This window comes from Mycolicibacterium houstonense, from assembly GCF_900078665.2.
Classification (GTDB): Bacteria; Actinomycetota; Actinomycetes; order Mycobacteriales; family Mycobacteriaceae; genus Mycobacterium; species Mycobacterium houstonense.
Genome location: NZ_LT546207.1, coordinates 1,114,749 through 1,131,800 on the forward strand (window position 1 = coordinate 1,114,749; position 17,052 = coordinate 1,131,800).

General features: G+C 68.0%; 21 protein-coding genes. 10 read left to right on the forward strand and 11 right to left on the reverse strand.

All coding sequences use genetic code 11. The annotated features are described in order from the left end of the window. Window positions 1-117 precede the first annotated feature (117 nt). Window positions 118-1,443: a cytochrome P450 gene (locus tag BN4332_RS05555; protein ID WP_435405151.1), complete on the forward strand. Its 1,326-nt coding sequence runs from the start codon at window positions 118-120 to the stop codon at window positions 1,441-1,443. Here the strand turns inward: BN4332_RS05555 and BN4332_RS05560 are convergent. Continuing rightward, window positions 1,367-1,738, reverse strand: coding sequence for a hypothetical protein (locus tag BN4332_RS05560; RefSeq protein ID WP_074132984.1), 372 nt, complete (start codon window positions 1,736-1,738; stop codon window positions 1,367-1,369). The two genes, BN4332_RS05555 and BN4332_RS05560, sit on opposite strands and share 77 nt — an antisense overlap. Window positions 1,739-1,846: 108 nt before the next feature. Here BN4332_RS05560 and BN4332_RS05565 point away from each other — a divergent pair, with 108 nt between their 5' ends. The 3 genes from BN4332_RS05565 to BN4332_RS05575 are packed head-to-tail and all read left to right on the forward strand — an operon-like array spanning window position 1,847 to window position 4,042. Further along, on the forward strand, window positions 1,847-2,638 hold the full coding sequence (locus tag BN4332_RS05565; RefSeq protein ID WP_066897576.1) for a helix-turn-helix domain-containing protein: 792 nt from the start codon (window positions 1,847-1,849) through the stop codon (window positions 2,636-2,638). Between the two features lie 31 nt (window positions 2,639-2,669). After that, entirely contained in the window at window positions 2,670-3,392 is a 723-nt protein-coding gene (locus BN4332_RS05570) for a FadR/GntR family transcriptional regulator (RefSeq protein ID WP_066897550.1), read from the forward strand. Then, window positions 3,389-4,042, forward strand: coding sequence for a sterol desaturase family protein (locus BN4332_RS05575; protein WP_066897551.1), 654 nt, complete (start codon window positions 3,389-3,391; stop codon window positions 4,040-4,042). The genes BN4332_RS05570 and BN4332_RS05575 overlap by 4 nt, the downstream gene beginning before the upstream one ends. On the opposite strand, the gene BN4332_RS05580 is transcribed toward BN4332_RS05575, so the two are convergent. The 3 genes from BN4332_RS05580 to BN4332_RS05590 form a co-directional block, all read right to left on the reverse strand. Further along, window positions 4,026-4,805 (reverse strand): L,D-transpeptidase, encoded by a 780-nt coding sequence (locus BN4332_RS05580; RefSeq protein WP_066897552.1) that lies wholly within the window; start codon window positions 4,803-4,805, stop codon window positions 4,026-4,028. The genes BN4332_RS05575 and BN4332_RS05580 overlap by 17 nt on opposite strands. Before the next feature lie 154 nt (window positions 4,806-4,959). After that, complete coding sequence (locus BN4332_RS35370; protein WP_435405152.1) at window positions 4,960-6,063, reverse strand: DUF7159 family protein; 1,104 nt, start codon at window positions 6,061-6,063, stop codon at window positions 4,960-4,962. A 305-nt stretch (window positions 6,064-6,368) separates the two neighbouring features. Continuing rightward, entirely contained in the window at window positions 6,369-7,322 is a 954-nt protein-coding gene (locus BN4332_RS05590) for a threonine ammonia-lyase (RefSeq protein ID WP_066897554.1), read from the reverse strand. A 97-nt stretch (window positions 7,323-7,419) separates the two neighbouring features. Between BN4332_RS05590 and BN4332_RS05595 the strand changes: the two genes are divergently transcribed. From BN4332_RS05595 to BN4332_RS05605, 3 genes are all read left to right on the forward strand, one after another. After that, window positions 7,420-7,839, forward strand: a complete 420-nt coding sequence (locus BN4332_RS05595) for an acyl-CoA thioesterase (RefSeq protein ID WP_066897555.1) — start codon at window positions 7,420-7,422, stop codon at window positions 7,837-7,839. Window positions 7,840-8,054: 215 nt separating this feature from the next. Next, a complete protein-coding gene (locus tag BN4332_RS05600; RefSeq protein WP_066897556.1) occupies window positions 8,055-8,276 on the forward strand; it encodes an Rv3202a family protein in 222 nt (73 codons plus the stop codon). A 16-nt stretch (window positions 8,277-8,292) separates the two neighbouring features. Beyond that, window positions 8,293-8,625, forward strand: coding sequence for a hypothetical protein (locus BN4332_RS05605; RefSeq protein ID WP_066897557.1), 333 nt, complete (start codon window positions 8,293-8,295; stop codon window positions 8,623-8,625). Here the strand turns inward: BN4332_RS05605 and BN4332_RS05610 are convergent. The 3 genes from BN4332_RS05610 to BN4332_RS05620 form a co-directional block, all read right to left on the reverse strand. Then, window positions 8,567-9,457, reverse strand: coding sequence for a cytochrome c biogenesis CcdA family protein (locus BN4332_RS05610; RefSeq protein WP_066897558.1), 891 nt, complete (start codon window positions 9,455-9,457; stop codon window positions 8,567-8,569). The two genes, BN4332_RS05605 and BN4332_RS05610, sit on opposite strands and share 59 nt — an antisense overlap. Before the next feature lie 8 nt (window positions 9,458-9,465). Then, entirely contained in the window at window positions 9,466-9,984 is a 519-nt protein-coding gene (locus tag BN4332_RS05615; RefSeq protein WP_066897559.1) for a protein disulfide oxidoreductase, read from the reverse strand. Between the two features lie 88 nt (window positions 9,985-10,072). Beyond that, window positions 10,073-10,954 (reverse strand): TIGR03854 family LLM class F420-dependent oxidoreductase, encoded by an 882-nt coding sequence (locus tag BN4332_RS05620; protein WP_066897560.1) that lies wholly within the window; start codon window positions 10,952-10,954, stop codon window positions 10,073-10,075. 86 nt (window positions 10,955-11,040) lie between these two features. Here BN4332_RS05620 and BN4332_RS05625 point away from each other — a divergent pair, with 86 nt between their 5' ends. Then, the gene (locus BN4332_RS05625; protein ID WP_066897561.1) at window positions 11,041-11,478 is read left to right on the forward strand and encodes a DUF6188 family protein; all 438 of its coding nucleotides are present in this window, start codon (window positions 11,041-11,043) and stop codon (window positions 11,476-11,478) included. Window positions 11,479-11,518: 40 nt separating this feature from the next. Here BN4332_RS05625 and BN4332_RS05630 read toward each other — a convergent pair whose 3' ends face one another. After that, a complete protein-coding gene (locus tag BN4332_RS05630; RefSeq protein ID WP_066897562.1) occupies window positions 11,519-11,989 on the reverse strand; it encodes a hypothetical protein in 471 nt (156 codons plus the stop codon). A 177-nt stretch (window positions 11,990-12,166) separates the two neighbouring features. Here BN4332_RS05630 and BN4332_RS05635 point away from each other — a divergent pair, with 177 nt between their 5' ends. Both BN4332_RS05635 and BN4332_RS05640 read left to right on the forward strand, forming a co-directional pair. Then, entirely contained in the window at window positions 12,167-13,441 is a 1,275-nt protein-coding gene (locus BN4332_RS05635; protein WP_066897563.1) for a cytochrome P450, read from the forward strand. A gap of 98 nt (window positions 13,442-13,539) precedes the next feature. Then, on the forward strand, window positions 13,540-14,661 hold the full coding sequence (locus tag BN4332_RS05640; protein WP_066897564.1) for an Rv2629 family ribosome hibernation factor: 1,122 nt from the start codon (window positions 13,540-13,542) through the stop codon (window positions 14,659-14,661). On the opposite strand, the gene BN4332_RS05645 is transcribed toward BN4332_RS05640, so the two are convergent. From BN4332_RS05645 to BN4332_RS05655, 3 genes are all read right to left on the reverse strand, one after another. Beyond that, the gene (locus BN4332_RS05645) at window positions 14,654-15,040 is read right to left on the reverse strand and encodes a cupredoxin domain-containing protein (protein WP_066897565.1); all 387 of its coding nucleotides are present in this window, start codon (window positions 15,038-15,040) and stop codon (window positions 14,654-14,656) included. The two genes, BN4332_RS05640 and BN4332_RS05645, sit on opposite strands and share 8 nt — an antisense overlap. An 81-nt stretch (window positions 15,041-15,121) precedes the next feature. Continuing rightward, window positions 15,122-16,228 carry a glycosyltransferase gene (locus BN4332_RS05650; protein WP_066897566.1) on the reverse strand — a complete coding sequence of 369 codons (1,107 nt, stop codon included), beginning with the start codon at window positions 16,226-16,228 and terminating at the stop codon, window positions 15,122-15,124. 87 nt (window positions 16,229-16,315) lie between these two features. Continuing rightward, window positions 16,316-17,052: dienelactone hydrolase family protein (locus tag BN4332_RS05655; protein WP_066897577.1), on the reverse strand; the 737-nt coding region annotated here is incomplete at its 5' end.

A 17,052-nucleotide genomic window follows, 5' to 3' on the forward strand; every position in this document is an offset into this window, starting at 1 on the left:
TGGGTGCATCGTTGCGCTCGCCCAACCGTTACAGCGTGCGCATCGGAACACGTTCCAATACCAACGATGTGGGAGTTTCCGAAACCCGCTCCGAGGGGCCCCACCTGTGGTGTAGCAATGGCTTACGCCACTACACAACGTCGTCGCAAGGGAGCGCACACCGCCATGCCGACCGTGAACCTTCCGCCCGGATTCGATTTCACCGATCCCGACATCTACGCCGAACGACTGCCCGTCGAAGAGCTCGCCGAGATGCGCAAGCTCGCACCGATCTGGTGGAACGAACAACCACACGGCTGTGGCGGTTTCGACGACGGCGGCTTCTGGGTCGTCACCAAGCACAAGGACGTCAAGGAGGTGTCACTGCGCAGTGACGTCTTCTCCAGCCAGGAGAAGACCGCGCTACCGCGCTACCGCGAGGGCACCGTCCAGCAGCAGATCGATCAGGGCAAGTTCGTGTTGCTCAACATGGATGCCCCCCATCACACGCATCTGCGCAAGATCATCTCGCGGGCGTTCACTCCCCGGGCGGTCGAGCGGCTGCGAGACGACCTCGCCGAACGGGCCCGCACGATCGTGCGGACGGCGGCCGCCGAAGGCTCGGGAGACTTCGTCGAGCAGGTGTCGTGCGAGCTGCCGTTGCAGGCGATCGCGGGGCTGATGGGGGTCCCGCAGGAGGACCGCAAGAAGCTGTTCGACTGGTCCAATCAGATGGTCGGCGACCAGGACCCGGAGTTCGCCTCGAACGACGCGATCAGCGCGTCGGTCGAGCTGATCATGTACGGCATGCAGATGGCCGCCGAACGGGCGAACAAGCCGGGCGATGACCTGGTCTCCAAGCTGCTGGAGGCCGACGTCGAGGGCCACAAGCTCTCCGACGACGAGTTCGGCTTCTTCGTCATCCTGCTCGCGGTGGCCGGCAACGAGACGACCCGGAATTCGATCACCCAGGGCATGATGGCGTTCGCCGACCACCCCGATCAGTGGGAGTTGTTCAAACGTGAGCGGCCGGCCACCGCCGCTGACGAGATCGTCCGGTGGGCCACCCCGGTGACGTCATTCCAGCGCACCGCGTTGCAGGACACCGAATTGGCGGGCGTCCAGATCAAGAAGGGCCAGCGGGTGGTGATGTTCTATCGCTCGGCAAACTTCGACGAGGACGTGTTCGACGACCCGTACCGCTTCGACATTCTGCGAGATCCCAACCCGCACGTGGGATTCGGCGGCACTGGCGCGCACTACTGCATCGGCGCCAACCTGGCCCGGATGACGATCGACCTGATCTTCAACGCGATCGCCGACGAGATGCCCGACCTGAGGCCACTGGCGGCGCCGGAGCGGCTCCGGTCGGGCTGGCTCAACGGCATCAAACACTGGCAGGTTGACTATCGCGGCGGCGACGCGCGATGCCCGGTGCCGCACCAGCGCTCGGATAGTCGATGATCGAACGCCAGTAGTCCTCGGGGATCTCGGTGTTCGACCGCAGCACGATGGCCAGACCCGTGGCCATCGCGATGCCGAGCAGCCCGAGCCACAGGCCCGCCAGCGCGATCACGATCCAGAGCACGGTGGTGAGCATCGGCCACGGCGACACCACGGCGAGCACCGGCGCGAAGAAGAAGCCCGCGCCGACGTACGCCGCCGAACCGGCTCGGTCAGCGGACATGACGAAGTGCAGCCAGCGGGGAATCGATGGATGCGTCCGGAGCATTTCCCGCGTCGCTGATGTCTTTCGCATTCCGGCCTCCTGTCGTGGGGACGCCTCCACCGTGCCGCCGATCGGGTAACCGTCGCAATTACCCCTCAGGTAGTGGTTATCTCGCGGCACGTAGGCGAGACTCGGGTGGTGACGAGCACGGACACCCAGACCCCGATCGGCTCACTGATGCGGGACTGGCGGCTACGTCGCCGAATCAGCCAGTTGGACCTCGCCATCGAGGCCGACGTGTCGGCCCGTCACCTCAGCTTCATCGAGACCGGCCGCTCCGTGCCGAGCCGGGCGATGGTGCTGCGCCTTGCCGAGGCCCTCGATGTGCCGCTGCGTGACCAGAACCAGCTGTTGCTGGCCGCCGGGCTGGCGCCGGTGTACGCCGAACGAACCCTCGACGATCCCGAGATGGCCGGGGTGCGCGACGGTGTGGCGCGCGTGCTGGACGCCTACCACCCGTTCCCGTGCGTCGTCGTCGACCGGGCGTGGAATCTGTTGCAGGCCAATGCCGGTACCGCGGTCATGTTGCAGGACGTCGCCGCGCATCTGCTGGACCGGCCCAATGCGCTGCGCATCACCCTGCATCCCGAGGGCATGGCGTCCCGTATCCGGAACCTGTCCGAATGGCGTCACCACCTGATCACCCGGCTGCGCCGCGAGGTCACCGTCAGCGGGTCGGCCGAACTGGCCGACCTGCTCGCCGAGATCGAGTCCTATCCGGGCGGCATGGAGCCGGTCCGTGATCTCGGCGGTGTCGCCGTCCCGTTGGAGCTCACCGCCGCCGACGGCACCGTGCTCACCTTCCTGAGCACCGTCACCACGTTCGGCACGGCACTGGACCTCACCGCGGCCGAACTCAGCATCGAGGCGTTCCTTCCGGCCGACGATCGGACGGCCGCCGCCCTGAGAGAAATTGGTCAGACCACTTGACCTCTGTCCTCTGCCGGGGCAGCATGGCGGCATGGCTCTTCAACCGGTGAACCGCCGATCCGTACCCGAGGATGTGTTCGAGCAGATCGTCACCGAGGTGCTCAGTGGGCAGATGCAGCCAGGAGAGTCCCTGCCGAGCGAACGCCGGTTGGCCGAGGTGCTCGGCGTGTCCCGGCCCGCGGTACGGGAGGCGATCAAGCGGCTCACCGAGGCCGGCCTGGTCGAGGTGCGTCAGGGCGACTCGACCACGGTGCGCGACTTTCGCAAGCACGCCGGCCTGGACCTGTTGCCGAGGCTGCTGCTGCGTGCCGGCGAACTCGACGTGGGCGTGGTCCGCAGCATCCTGGAAACCCGTCTGCACAACGGGCCCAAGGTCGCCGAGTTGGCCGCCCGGCGCGCCGGGCCCGAACTGGTCGCCGAGCTGGCCCGGACTGTGGAAACGCTGGCGACCGAACCGGATCCGATCGAACAGCAACGTCACGCCCTCAGCTTCTGGGACCAGGTGGTCGACGGTGCCGATTCGATCGCATTCCGCTTGATGTACAACACCCTTCGGCAGACCTACGAGCCCGCCCTTCCGGCATTGGCCACCATGATGGCCGCCGAGGTCGGCCGCCCGGACGCGTACCGACGCATCGTCGAGGCGATCGGGGCCGCCGACCCCGAAGCTGCCCGCGCGGCAGCTCAAGAATTATTGGAGCCGGCGACCGACGCGCTGATGGGTGCCCTCGACGCCTTGGAGGAAAACCGATGACCCGCAACATCTTCACGCTCGGCGATGCGGCGCGAGAGTTCATCAAGCATCCCACCCCGTGGATGATCGGCGGCGCCCTGGTGTTCGCCGTCGCCGCCCGGGTGGTCGTCGGGGACTTCCGGCTCACTGACGGGTTGGTGCCCGTGGTGATGCTCGCGTCGTTCCCGTTCTTCGAGTGGATCGTCCACGTGTTCGTACTGCATTGGAAGCCAAGGAAGTTCGGCCGCTTCACGGTCGATTCGCTGTTGGCGCGCGATCACCGGCGACATCACGTCGACCCCCGCGACATCCCGCTGATCTTCATTCCGTGGCGGGCCCTACTGTGGATCCTGCCCCTGGCAACGGCGGTGGCCCTGCTGGCGTTCCCACGGCCGGGCCTCGGGCTGACCTTCCTGTCGTTCCTGACCGTGCTCGGCCTCGGTTACGAATGGTGTCACTACCTGATCCACAGCGACTACAAGCCGAAACGCAGTGCGTACCGCGCCGTTTGGCGTAACCACCGGCAACATCACTACAAGAACGAACACTACTGGTTCACCGTGACCACGGCCGGCACCGCCGACCGGGTGCTGAGGACTGATCCCGATCCCGCGGCGGTACCGACCTCACCGACGGCGAAGAACCTGCACGCGCTTACGCCTGCACGATGATGGGATCGCCCAGCCGCACCGTGTTGAAGTACCAATCCGCGTTGTCGGGGCTCAGATTGATGCATCCGTGGCTGACGTTGGCATAGCCCTGTGAGCCCACGGACCAGGGTGCCCCGTGCACGTAGACACCGCCCCACGTCACGCGCACCGCATCGTAGACCGTGAGTTTGTAGCCCTCCGGGTCGCTGAGCGGGATACCGATGGTGCGCGAATCCATCACCACGACAGGTTCTTTGGACAGTGCGGTGAAGGTGCCCTGGGGAGTCGGAAATTTGGGCTTGCCCATCGAAGCCGGCATCTCGCGGGCTACTTCACCGTCGATGCTGACGGTGAAGGTATGTGCGCTGACGTCAGCCACGCCCAGCACCTCGGCACCGGTCTCGAAGCTCGTCTTCGCTCCACCCGCACTGACCGAGATCTTCGAATGCGCCGGCCACAGTTGATCCGGCTTCCACTGCATGACCTCGTCACTGAGCCAGGTGAACGTGCCCGCCGGGGTTTCGGGTGAGCTGATCCGCAGGCTGCGCTGCGCGGCGGCGCGATCCGTCACCGGGCCGGCGAAGGTCACGGTCAGCGGCATCGCGACGCCGACCACGGCACCCGCGGCCGGCTCGATCTTCGCCGCAGGCTCCGGCGTGCTCACCGCAGCAGACGCGACATTCGCCGTGCTCGCGAAGGCCAAGGTGGCGACACCAATCGCCGCAAACACTTTCAGCACCGAAGCTCGCACGGTTCCGAATGACGACGATGGGGCACTCTGCATTTCACCAGTGTAGGTGCTCGCCGGGACTACTCCCTTTAGGCGCAGCGTGGCGGCGGTTGACCGGGGTTCGCGGTAACGCGGTGAATTACCCATGGTGAATTCATCGACGCACCACGTCAGAACGTTTCACACGTCGCCGGCACCGGCGAAACTCTCATCGAAAACAAATAACCGAGCCCAGGCGCGATCGGGCCCAACAACCGCTGTGACGGCGCCGCACGGCGTTGCGGTGCCGCGGCCTGCGGCCGGGTATCAGACCACTCCCGACNATGTACTGGGGCTCGGCTACTTCTTCGACCGGCTCGACGGACGGTGGCGCTTCGGATACCGGCGATGGCGCGGCGGGCACGGCGACCGGCGCCGTCGGCTGCGTGGACGCGGAGTCGCCCGCGGTGCTGACCACCGGGCGGGTGGTGCGGTGATGCGTCGGCTCAGAGCCGGGAATCAGCTGCTGACCGATGGCCAGCGACAGTGACACCGCGAAAGCCACCACGCCACCGACCAGAACCGCGAGCGGGGTCGCATGCGCGGTCGACCAGCGACGGCCGGACGACGATGCGCCGTCGTCGCCGAACGCCATCCGGCCCCGGCGTGCCGAGGCCAGCGCCGCGCCACGGGCCAACGGCAGTCCGGGCTCCGCAGGCGCGAACACCGGAAGCGCCAGCGCCTTTTCCAACTTCGGTAGGACGACGTCCAGATCGACCGCCGACCCGACGACCACCAGCGCATCCGGACGCGGATCGGCTGCGTCCAACGTCTCCGACAACCAATCGGTCAGACCGGCCACCGTCTCGATGCCACGGCTCACCGTGGTCTGGACCGGGTTGCCGCCGCTTACCGTCATCGCCTGCACCACATCGGGTTCCAGGACGCACACCCCGGTGGTATCGAATCCGACGATCCCCGCGACACGGCGGGCCAGGGCATCGGTGGCCTGCCGCAACCGGACCGGGACCACGTCCGCGATCGCGGCGTCCGCCAGCTTGTCCAGCAGCATCGTCGCCTCGGCACCCGCACCCGAACTCCACGTGACACCGATCGTCATCAACCGCCGACCACGCTCTGCGGCAACCTGTTCGGTGCGGCGGATCGCTGCCACGATTCGATCGCAGATCTCGCCGGTGCCCGATGACGAATGGCCGCGGATATCGAAGGCGTCGTGGTCGACGGTCGCTCCGTCGGCCTGGCAGCCCTCGACCAGGACCAGACCGACGGTGGACGGTGTGAGCGAAACACCGAGTACCGCGTCCACATGCACCCCCTCGGAGCAGTGGCCACGAAACAGTGGTCCGCCGCGGTGTCGCAACGGACCGATCAGCGCCAAGAAATGTGGCCGTCGTCCAAACTTCTCACGGTGACATTACCCGGTGGCAACTTCACTCCGACGCACCGCACCGGCGGCATCGTCGGCCGGATCGAGGCGAAATGTGCTGTGCCACAAAACCGCCAGGACACAGCAATGCGTCGAGTTTGCCACGTTTTCACCACCGGCCCCGTCAATATCGAACGGCGCCCTGGTGAGCCGAGACGGGCCCGCCGGGTCCGCGGACCGACCGAAGCGGGTCACCGGTCACCGGTCAGTATCTCGGTCAGCAGCGGCGGCTCGATGTTGCCGCCGGACACGATGGCTACCGTCCGTCCCTTTGGCGTCGGCGCCGCCCGGTAACCCGCCAACGCCACGGCTCCGCTGGGTTCGGCGACCAGGTGCGCGCGGTGAGCCAGTTCGCGCACGGCTGAACGTATCTCGTCTTCGGACACCGTGATCACGTCGTCGAGTACGCGCTGCAGGTGCGCGAACGTCAACTCCGACGGTGTCGAGCGCAGCCCGTCGGCGATGGTCCGGTTGCGTTGCGCGACAGGCCAGTCCACCCGGTGCCCGGCCGCCAGGCCCTCAGCGGTGTCGGCGGCGAGCTCGGGTTCGACTCCGAACACTTTTGCCTGCGGGCACCGGGCCCGGATCGCGGTCCCGATTCCGGATGCGAGACCGCCACCGCTGACCGGGACCAGGACGGCGGTGACGTCGGCCAGATCCTGCGCGATCTCCAGGCCGATGGTGCCCTGCCCGGCGATCACGTCAGGATGATCGAACGGCGGGATCAGCACCCCACCGGTGCGCTCGACCAGCTCGGCCGCGACCACTTCGCGTTCCCCGGGTCCACACAACACGACGTGTGCGCCGTGATCCCGGGTGGCGTTCACCTTCACCGTCGGCGTTTCCTCGGGCATCACGATGTGGGCGGGCACGCCGAACGCTGCGGCCGCATACGCCACCGCCTGCGCGTGATTACCGCTGGAGTAGGCCACCACTCCCCTGGCACGTACGCCGGGATCGAGCCGGCCCAGGGCGTTGAAGGCGCCCCTGATCTTGAACGCGCCGATCGGTTGCAGGTTCTCCGGCTTGAGCCACAGCGGCCGATCGGGGTCCGCCCACCGGGCGGCCAGCAACGGGGTGCGGACGATGTCGGGGGCGATCCGCGCGGCGGCGGCGCCGATGTCGTCGATGGTCACCAGCTTCACGGCATAGAGTCTCTCCCGCCGCCCGGGCCTGTGGAAGTCCGGGCCGTCCCCGCCGGTTACCGTGAAGCGGCGATCCCGCCGGCCTTGGAGTGCACACGTGACATACAGCTTTGCCATCGTCCCTCGCTACGCCGAAATCGACCAGCAGGGCGTGGTGTTCAACGGCCACTACCTGACCTGGTTCGACGAGGCGTGTACCGGACTGTTCGACCATCTGCAGGTCGGCTACCCGGATCTGATCGCGGCGGGACTGGACATGCAGGTGGTGCACAGCGAGATCGACTTCCGGGCACCGGTGCGATGGCGGGAGGCTGTGCGTGTGGCCGTCGAGTGCCGGCGCATCGGCGACACCAGTTTCACCCTCGGATTCACCGTGCTGGGCACCGACGCCGCGGGGCACGAAAGCGCCCGAGTGTGCGGGAGCAACGTGTACGTGGTGGTGTCGACCGGCGACTGGACCAAACGAAGGGTTCCCGACAGCGTCCGCGCCGCACTCAGTTCCGTTGCGGGCCAGTGATTGCGCCGACCTGACCCAGGTGGCAGCCACTCGGTGACGCCTAGTGCCCGCCCGGGGCACGCCGATCTCTTGCGCAGCAACATTCGCGAACGCGTTTGCGCGGTGGCGTCGCGAGGCATCGCTCCGTTGTTGCCCGGGACGAATACCGTTTGAATCGCCAGTTCTCAGGTAGCACAATCGGTATGGACGGCGACACCGGTCGATGAGGGGGCAACATGACGCAGGCAGACAATGGCGGATTCGACGATGTCGGGTTCGACGACGTACCGGAGGCCGATGTCGTCGAACAGCTGATCCCCGTCGGTGTGGACGATGAGGACGACGCGATCTCAGATCTTCGGCGGGTGCGGATCTCCGCCGATGCCGATGCCGCCGAAGCCGACCTGATCGATCAGGCCATCGCGGTTCCCCTCGACGAGTCCGACTTCGACCGCTGACAGAAGGATGCCCGGTATGCGCTTGCCCGATGCGCTCGACAACATGGCCGCGGACGCCACGACGACCTCACGGGTGTTCGGTGACCCGTACGTCACGCCCGACGGGGCAACGGTGATACCGGTCTGCTCGGTCCGGCGCCGGGCCGACAGCGGGCGGTCCAATTCCAGACCGCTGGGGATTTTCGTGGTCAAGGACGGCAAATCCACTTGGGTTCCGGCAGTGGACACCACGCGCATCGCCTTGATGGGTGAATTGATCGGTTTGGTGGCAGCGACATTGGCCACGGTCGCTATGGTGCGTCGTCCGCCGTGGCCGGACGTGCGTGGCGAGTTCTCGCGGCGTATCTGACCCACCACAGCACCACCGCCACCATCACGAGTAGGCCGAGCACCCACGGCCACGCCCCGTACCGGTGCACCCAGCCGGCGAGTGTGCCCTGAACGCGCCCGGCGGCGGATATCACCGGATCGTCGGGATCGCCTGCGGCACTGAACAACCGGATCTCATACCAGCCGTAGTAGGCCACGTACGCGCCGACGGCGATCAACAGTGCACCGCTGATCCGGCTGACGTACGGCACGATGCTGCGCAATCGGTCCACCACGGCGGTGCCGGCCAGCGCGGTGGCCACGGCCAGTACGCCGACCACGAGCATGAATCCCGCCGCATACGCGAGGAACACGACGGTGCGGTGCAGCGCCGTGTGCGACTGCAAGGCCGCCCCGGTGACTGCGAGGAAGGGGCCGACGGTGCAGGACAGGGAGGCCAGCGCGTAGGCGACACCGTAGCCGGCCATCGAGCTCATCCGCGCGGTCGGTGCCCACCCGGTACGGCGGGCGACCGGGCCGGGTATCAGCATCCCGAGCCGGCGACCCGCCAGCAGCCAACCACCCAGCAGGACCAGGACGACGCCGATGAGGACCGTGACGTAGGGCAGATAGCGCTGGACGGTGCTCGCGGCCGCCACGGTCAGCAGCCCGAAGGTGCCGAACACGATGACGAAGCCCGCGGTCATCACCACGGTCGCGGCGAGGGCGCGCCCCACTGCTCCCACCGGCCCACGCGGTGCCGGCCCCCGCACCACCAGCGCGAGGTATCCGGGCAGCAACGCGAACCCGCAGGGATTGAGTGCCGCGACCAGTCCGGCGCCGAACGCCAACCCCACCAGGTTGTCGGGCACGCCCGGGGCTAGCTCTTGAGCGCCGCGACCCGATCGGCCAGCTCCTGCTGCGGCATGGCCGATGTCGGGTTGTTGACGAACGTGGACGTCCCGTCGGGGCGGTAGAAGACGTAGGCGGGCTGCCACGGCACGTTGTAGCGCGCCCAGATCGACCCGTCGGCGTCATTCAGATTGGTGAAGTTCAGCCGGTATTTGTCGACGAATCCCTGCATCGCGGCGACATCGGAATGTGCGGCCACCCCGACGAAACTGACCTGCGGATTGGCCGCGGCCACTTGACTCACCGACGGCGCCTCGGCGTTGCAGAACGGGCACCACGGCGTCCAGAACCAGAGCACCGCGGGCCGCCCGGCCAGGCTCGACCCGCTGAACGGGGCCCCGGACAAGGTGGTGCCGGTGAACTGCAGCCGATCGTCGGCGGCCGCGGTGGGCGCGGCGACCAGGGCGAACACCATCGCGATCACGGACAGCACACCGGCCAGGCCGGATGTCGCGCGCCCATTCCGCCGCGGCAGTCGCATCCTCATGGCAGTCTCCTTCGCTCAGGGCGCAGCGCACCGACTGCCTGCGCATACCCCCTAACACGGCGGCCGACACTCCCGGGTTCAATCCCGATCAGTTCTGCCGGGGCAGTAACTCGGTGGTGAAGCGATCCAGGAAGTTCCGGTGATCGGTCTCCCCCACCGTTCTGATCACGAACTTGCTCAAACCCGCGGCCAGGTACCCGTCGAGTTGGCGGTGCAGGGCCGGCCAATCGGCGGCGACCAGTTCGGCGGGATCGACGTCGGGTCGGCGGCGGCGGACCGCGGCCAGCACATCGTCCGGGATCGTCCCGTCACCGACGGCGAGGCTGATGCCGAAGTGGTCGGGCTCGATGGCCCGTTCCGCCACGGCCGCCGCGTCCTCGATGCGCCGCCTCGCCGCCGCGGCCTCATCCGGGGTGAGGAAGCTGCCCAACCAGCCGTCGGCCAGTCTGCCTATCCGGGTCAGCGCGGCCGGCGCCGATCCACCCAGCCAGATGTCCAGCGGTGGCGCGGGCAGCGGCCGCACATCAGCCGAGCGGACGGTGAAGTACTCGCCGTCGAACGACGTCTCCTTGTCCCGCAGGACAGACCGCAGCAGGTGTAGCGATTCGTCGAAGACCGCCGCCCGGCGGCCGTCTGGCACCACGAAGATGTCCCGCTCGGCGGGCAGTGCCGAGTGCAGGCCGAAGACCGGCAGGACCCGCTTGGGGGCCAGCGCCGCCAGTGAGGCCAGCTGTTTGGCCACCAGCACGGGATGCCTGCCGGGCAGGATCGCGACCGAGGTCCCGACTTTCAGGCGCCGCGTGCGGGCCAGCGCGTAGGCCATGCCGATGAAGGGATCCACCGCCGGGGTGTAGACCAGTTCCGAGAACCACACCGAGTCCACCCCGGAGTTCTCCAGGTGATCGACGATGTCGTCGAGCTGGCTGGGTGAGGTCTCGGCGCCCAGCCCCACGCCGAAGCGAACCTTCATCGGAGGTCTCCCATGGCATCCATGGTCGGGTCAACACCGGAAACGCGCCTCTTGTGCCCGGTCGCCGGGCGGTTCAGAGTAAGAAAATGAGCGAGCAATGGATTCAAGGGTGCTTGGTCCAGCGGATCACGTTTCGTGACGGCCTGGTGCTCAATCTCGACGACTACAACGAGCTGGTCATCTCGGTTCCGCTCGAGCTGACACTGCCGGAGACGAACACCGACGCTTCCGAAGTGGTGGCAATCGACCCGAAGGCACTACGCAACGAGGTTCGTCCGCTGTTCGATTTCGCCGGGCAACGCTGCACGCATGCCGACTGGGAGGACAACGGCAGCCTCCACCTGAGCTTCTCCGATGGTCACCGGATCGACGTCCGCCCCGACGAGAACCGGACGTCGTGGGAGCTGTACGGGAAGTACCACGGTTACGCCGCATGCCTGCCCCACGGGCGGGTCCGTGTGGTCCGTCATGATCTGGAGGACTCCGACCAGGAGGACGACAACATCACCACCCGCGGCGGCTGACCGGCATGCGGCGCGACCGCTGGCGATCAACCGGCAGGCGTCAGCCGAACCCGACCCCGACGATCGGGATCCAGATGCCGAACAGCCACACGCCCCACTGCCGGAACCCGTTGTCCCACACGGGGTTCAGCCGATAGCCCCAGTAGTCGATGGTCGGCGGCAACGGTCCGCCCCGCCAGTGGTACGGCGGCGGCGGGCCCCAGCCCCACGGCGGCGGGCCGTTACGGTCGTCCCACCAGTCGTGCCGGTTGTTGGCCCACCATGGTCCCTTGTCGTCCCAGTGACCACGGTCGAAGTCACGGCCGCGGTCGTCCCAGCCTCGGCCACGATCGTCGAAGTCACGCCCGGGGCCACCGTCGCAGAACGGGAAGCAGTCATCGTGACCGTGTCCCGGCTTCAGCGGAGCCGGAGCGCCCGGCTTCGCCGATGCCACCGGTTCCCCCAAACCCGCGGCGCCCACTCCGAACGCGCCGACCGCCAACGCGGCCGCCACGAACTTCGTCAGTCTCATACTCGAACCTCCTCAGGTCACGAACCCGGCACCAGCCCATCCCCCAATGGCCCGGCGCCGCAACGCCATGCAATCACCGCTGAAGCGAGCGGCGAGACGTGCACCCCAGTGACATATCGGGTCGGCCGATCCGAGCGTTACCCGTTGCCGGCGCGGGTCCGGCCCTACCCTGGCGGGGTGGGTATCGCACCGAGGATCAACGGGGCACCTCCGCCCGACATCCCCTGTTCACAGGCCGAACTCGGGTCCTGGCAGTTCTGGCGCGAGGACGACGACATCAGGGACGGCGCCTTCGCCGCACTGCGTCGTGAGGCCCCGGTCTCGTTCCACCCGGCATGCGTCCTGGCCGGGTCCCCCGAAACCCAGGGGCACTGGGCGGTGAGCCGGTACGACGATGTGTTCTACGCCAGCCGCCATCCGGAGATCTTCAGCTCCGCTTCCGGAATCACCATCGGCGACCAAACTACGGAACTGGCCGAGTATTTCGGCTCGATGATCGTGATGGACGATCCGCGGCACACCCGCCTGCGCAACATCGTGCGCAGCGCGTTCACCCCGCGGGTGGTCTCGCTGATCGAGGATTCCGTGCGGGACCGGGCCCGCCGACTGGTCGCCGACATGGTCGCCGCCCATCCCGACGGTACTGCCGAACTCGTCACCGAACTGGCCGGGCCGCTGCCGCTGCAGGTCATCTGCGACATGATGGGCATCCCCGAACAGGACCATCAGCAGATATTCCATTGGACCAACGTGATCCTGGGCTTCGGCGACCCCGATGTGTCCACCGACTTCGACGAGTTCGCGGCCGTCGCGACGGACATCGGCGCCTACGCGACCGCGCTCGCCGACGAGCGCCGGGCGGCTCCGACCGATGACCTGACCACGAGCCTGGTGCAGGCGCAGGTGGACGGCGAGCGGCTGACCTCGGCCGAAGTGGCCTCCTTCTTCATCCTGCTGGTGGTCGCGGGCAACGAGACCACCCGCAATGCCATCAGCCACGGGGTACTGGCCCTCACTCGCTACCCCGAGCAGCGAGAGCTGTGGTGGTCGCGGTACGAGGAACTGGCACCCACCGCGGTGGAGGAGATCGTGCGCTGGGCTTCCCCGGTGAGTTACATGCGTCGCACGGTCACCCGCGACACCGTGCTGGGCGGGACCCCGCTACCGGCCGGGGCCAAGGTGACGCTGTGGTACGGGTCGGCCAATCGGGACGAGTCGAAATTCGCCGATCCGTGGCGGTTCGACGTCACCCGTCACCCCAATCCGCACCTCGGTTTCGGCGGTGGCGGGGCGCACTTCTGTCTCGGGGCGAATCTCGCGCGTCGAGAGATCACCGTGGTGTTCGAGGAACTGCACCGGCGGCTGCCAGGCCTCGTCGCCACCGAGGAACCCGACCGGCTGCAGTCCTCGTTCATCCACGGCATCAAGCGGATGCCGGTGGCCTGGGCCTGAATTCCGGTACGGCACAGGTTCGTGTCCCGTCAGATGGTTTGCCGTGGCGCTGTCCGGGCACCCTTTCGTCAGAGCACAACCACAGGACGGAGGGATCCATGCACTCCGAACAATTCCGGCCGTTGCTGACCTCACACGGGCCCTACGGGTCGGTCTATTTCGACGATTCGCACGACACCGAGGACGCCAACATCCAGATCGAACTGAAATGGCGTGGGCTGCGGACCGAACTCGAACGCCAGGGAGCCGGGGCCGAACTGATCCACCGGCTCCAGGACGCGGTGACCGCGGTGCGTCCGGCTGTCGGACGGGGCGGGCGCGTCGTGGTGGCCAACGCCGACCAGGTGCTGGTGGACGAGCACCTCAGCGAGGGCGAGGGCGCGTCGCAGGCCCGGTTCTCGGGACTGCCGTACATCGTGCCCGCCCTGGCGAGCGGCCGGGAACGGCCCAGCTACCTGGTGGTCACCGTCGATCATGCCGGCGCCGACATCGAGATCCATCGCGATCCCGGCGACCGGGAGACGATCACTGTCGACGGCGGTGGCTATCCGGTCCACAAGGCCGGGCGCGCCGACACCCCCGGTTACGGTGATCCACAGCCGCACACCGAGGAGAACCGATCGAAGAACATCCGATCGGTCGCCGAGCGAGTGGCCACGCTCGTCGACGACGAGGCCCCCGCGATCGTGTTCCTGGTCGGCGAGGTGCGGTCCCGCAACGACCTCGCCGCGGCGCTGCCCCAACGGGTCACCGACCTGCTGGTGCACCTGCACGTCGGCGCCCGTCGCAGCGGATTCGATCGCAGGGATTTGGACGAGGCCATCGAGGCACGGCTGGCCCAGCGTCAACACGATGCGACAGAGGCCGTGCTGCAACGCTTTTCGGCAGAGCTGAGTCGACACTCCGGCTTGGCGACCGAGGGCCTGCCCGGAGTGTGCGCGGCGTTGCGCGACGGCTCCGTCGAGACGCTCATCCTCGGCGACATCGGTGATGCCACCGTGGTGAGCGCGGACGACCTGACCACCGTCGCACCCAACGAGAACGTCCTGTCGGAGCTCGGCGCCGCACCCAGCCACGTGCTGCGCGCGGACGAAGCCCTGCCCATGGCGGCGATCTCGATCGGAGCAGACCTGATCGGGATGCCAGAGGGCTACTCGGCGGCCGACGGTGTGGGGGCCGTGTTGCGCTATGCGCCCAGGCAGCCGGCAGGCGTCACCTGACGGTGAGGGTGCCCACCATCGCGGGGTGATACAGGCAGTAGAAGGCGTACTCCCCCGGGGCCTCCGGAACCTTGAGCGTGGCCTGTCCCTTGCCGTCGACGTGGACGTCGAACACATCTTTCGCCCGCGACGTCACCGAATGCTCGACCTCGTCGTTGTTGACGATCGTGATCTCGGTCCCCGGCGCCACCGGGCCGAGGGCACTGAATCCCATGCCCTCGATCGCGATGGTCGGGCCGGTGGGCATCGCCGTGCCGGGACTGCTGGTCACGGTCTCGTTGTGCTGGGCATGTTCGCCCGGTGGGTTCGTCTGCCCGCAGGCCACGGCGGTGGCCACCACCATCACAGCCGCCGCGCCCCAGATTCTCATGCGGTTCATCGCGCGTCCCCTTGAATTCGCTGTGCCGCTCTGGGCCGATTATCGACCCCGCACCGCGGTTTCAGTCGGAGAACGCGGAAGTCACCGGGCGCCCAGGACGTCCAGCATCCCGGCGGCCGAGCGTGGCCAGGTGAATTCTTCGGCGCGCTGCCTGGCGCTGCTGCGCCGCTGGAGTTCTGGCCGGTCGATCACCGACGCGACGGCCCGCGCGATGGCGTGTGGGTCGTTGTCGGCGGTGGCCCCGCTTTCGCGGGTCAGGATCTCGGCCAGCGCGGACGTTCGTGACACCACCGCGGGAGTTCCACAGGCCAGTGCCTCCAGTGCGGCCAGTCCGAAGGTCTCGTGCGGGCCGGGCGCCAGCGCCACGTCCGCCGAGGCCAGAATGGTCGCGACGGTGTCGCGGCAACCGACGTAACCGGTGAAGTCGACGGGCAGCCCACTGGCCTGACGCTCCAGCCGGGCCCGCATCGGCCCTTCCCCGACCACCACCAGGCGCGCATCCACCCCTGAATCACGCAGGGCGGCAACGGTATCGATACTGCGGTGGGCGTGCTTCTCCACCGACAACCGGCCGCAGTGCACCAGCAGGGTCTGCTGTGGGGCGGCCCAGCGGCTGCGCATCTCGGCGCATCGTCGCCGCGGGTGGAACTGCTCGAGGTCCACCCCGAGTGGAACCGTCGCGACGTTCTGTGCCTCGATCCGGTCGAACTCCTCGCGGGCGAAGCCCGTCGTGCAGACCACCGCGTCGTAGTTCGCGGCGGTCCGGCGGTTGGCGAAGTCGGCGACGGCGCGGGCCGCCGGACGTGGCAGCACCTGACCGACCAGCCGGTCCAGCCGCTCGTGCGAGATCATCACCGTGGCCACGTCGTGCCTGCGGCCCCACGGCCCGAGGGATCGCAGGGTCAACCGGTCCGACACCTCGATGGCGTCCGGCCCCAGCCGTTGCAGCAAACCCGTCACCGGCCCGGGCAACACCGCGCGGTAGCCACCGGTGAACGGGATCTGCCTGGCGGGCAACGAAATCCGGATGACGCCACTGTCGAGCACGTGACGTTCCTGACGCGGGCCCGGGACGATCAGGTAGACCTCGTGCCCCAAGGCGCAGTACTCGGCGCCCAGGCGGTCCACCGCGGTGCGCAGACCACCCGACCGCGGTCCGTAGAAGTTGGCAACCTGGACCACCCGCATCCCACGATGACAACCGGGCCGCGTGTGCGGTCAACAACGGCGCCACGACGGGGGCCTGAACAGCCGCTGAACAAGCCCTGGGGCGAGTCAGCCGAGATGTTGCGCGAACCAGTCCCGGACCCGGCGCCAGGCATCCGCCGCGGCCGCCGGATCGTAACGATCGCCGGTGTCATTGAAGAACGCGTGGTTGGCGTCGGGTTCGGTGATCAGCTCGTGCACCATGCCGGCTTTTTCGAGCGCCGAGCGGGCCACCGGCTCGGTGGCGTTCACCCGCTGATCGAGGGCGCCGTAGAAGGCCAGCACCGCGACGTCGCGTGAGCCGGTGAAATCCGGGTTGTCCGGCGTCGGGCCGTAGAACGGGACCGCCGCAGCCAGCTCGGGAACACCCGAGGCCAGCAGGCGCCACACCAGCCCGCCACCCATACAGAACCCGACCACGGCGAGTTTGCGATCGGGCACGCGCCGCTGCACCTCCCCGATTCCGCTCTTCAGGTTCGCGACGAACTCGGCCGGGTCGATCTGGCTCAACGCAGCCGTGGCGGCAGCGGGGTCACCGAATGCGGCGGTGCCGCCCTGGGCCGAGAGCAGGTCGATCGCCAGGGCCGAATAACCGATACCGGCGAATCTGCCGGCCACCGAACGGATGTAGTCGTTGAGCCCCTTGTTCTCGTGGATCACCAGGACCCCGCCGCGGGGTTCGGGTGCGCCGGCCCACGCGCCGCGTAACTCGCCGCGGGGGCCCGGCCAGCTGATCGGTGTGGTGGGCAGTGCGGACTCCGCACCCGGCGGCGGGCTGGTTGCCGGTGTGGCGCCCGGCCCCGTCG

Bases quoted from the DNA above. Each gene is read 5' to 3' on its own strand.
- BN4332_RS05630 (WP_066897562.1), bottom strand. From the start codon at position 11,989: ATGAGACTGACGAAGTTCGTGGCGGCCGCGTTGGCGGTCGGCGCGTTC.
- BN4332_RS05570 (WP_066897550.1), top strand. From the start codon at position 2,670: ATGGCTCTTCAACCGGTGAACCGCCGATCCGTACCCGAGGATGTGTTC.
- BN4332_RS05645 (WP_066897565.1), bottom strand. From the start codon at position 15,040: ATGAACCGCATGAGAATCTGGGGCGCGGCGGCTGTGATGGTGGTGGCC.
- BN4332_RS05650 (WP_066897566.1), bottom strand. From the start codon at position 16,228: ATGCGGGTGGTCCAGGTTGCCAACTTCTACGGACCGCGGTCGGGTGGT.
- BN4332_RS05575 (WP_066897551.1), top strand. From the start codon at position 3,389: ATGACCCGCAACATCTTCACGCTCGGCGATGCGGCGCGAGAGTTCATC.
- BN4332_RS05580 (WP_066897552.1), bottom strand. From the start codon at position 4,805: ATGCAGAGTGCCCCATCGTCGTCATTCGGAACCGTGCGAGCTTCGGTG.
- BN4332_RS05620 (WP_066897560.1), bottom strand. From the start codon at position 10,954: ATGAAGGTTCGCTTCGGCGTGGGGCTGGGCGCCGAGACCTCACCCAGC.
- BN4332_RS05600 (WP_066897556.1), top strand. From the start codon at position 8,055: ATGACGCAGGCAGACAATGGCGGATTCGACGATGTCGGGTTCGACGAC.
- BN4332_RS05560 (WP_074132984.1), bottom strand. From the start codon at position 1,738: ATGCGAAAGACATCAGCGACGCGGGAAATGCTCCGGACGCATCCATCG.
- BN4332_RS05555 (WP_435405151.1), top strand. From the start codon at position 118: ATGGCTTACGCCACTACACAACGTCGTCGCAAGGGAGCGCACACCGCC.
- BN4332_RS05625 (WP_066897561.1), top strand. From the start codon at position 11,041: ATGAGCGAGCAATGGATTCAAGGGTGCTTGGTCCAGCGGATCACGTTT.
- BN4332_RS05615 (WP_066897559.1), bottom strand. From the start codon at position 9,984: ATGAGGATGCGACTGCCGCGGCGGAATGGGCGCGCGACATCCGGCCTG.
- BN4332_RS05605 (WP_066897557.1), top strand. From the start codon at position 8,293: ATGCGCTTGCCCGATGCGCTCGACAACATGGCCGCGGACGCCACGACG.
- BN4332_RS05640 (WP_066897564.1), top strand. From the start codon at position 13,540: ATGCACTCCGAACAATTCCGGCCGTTGCTGACCTCACACGGGCCCTAC.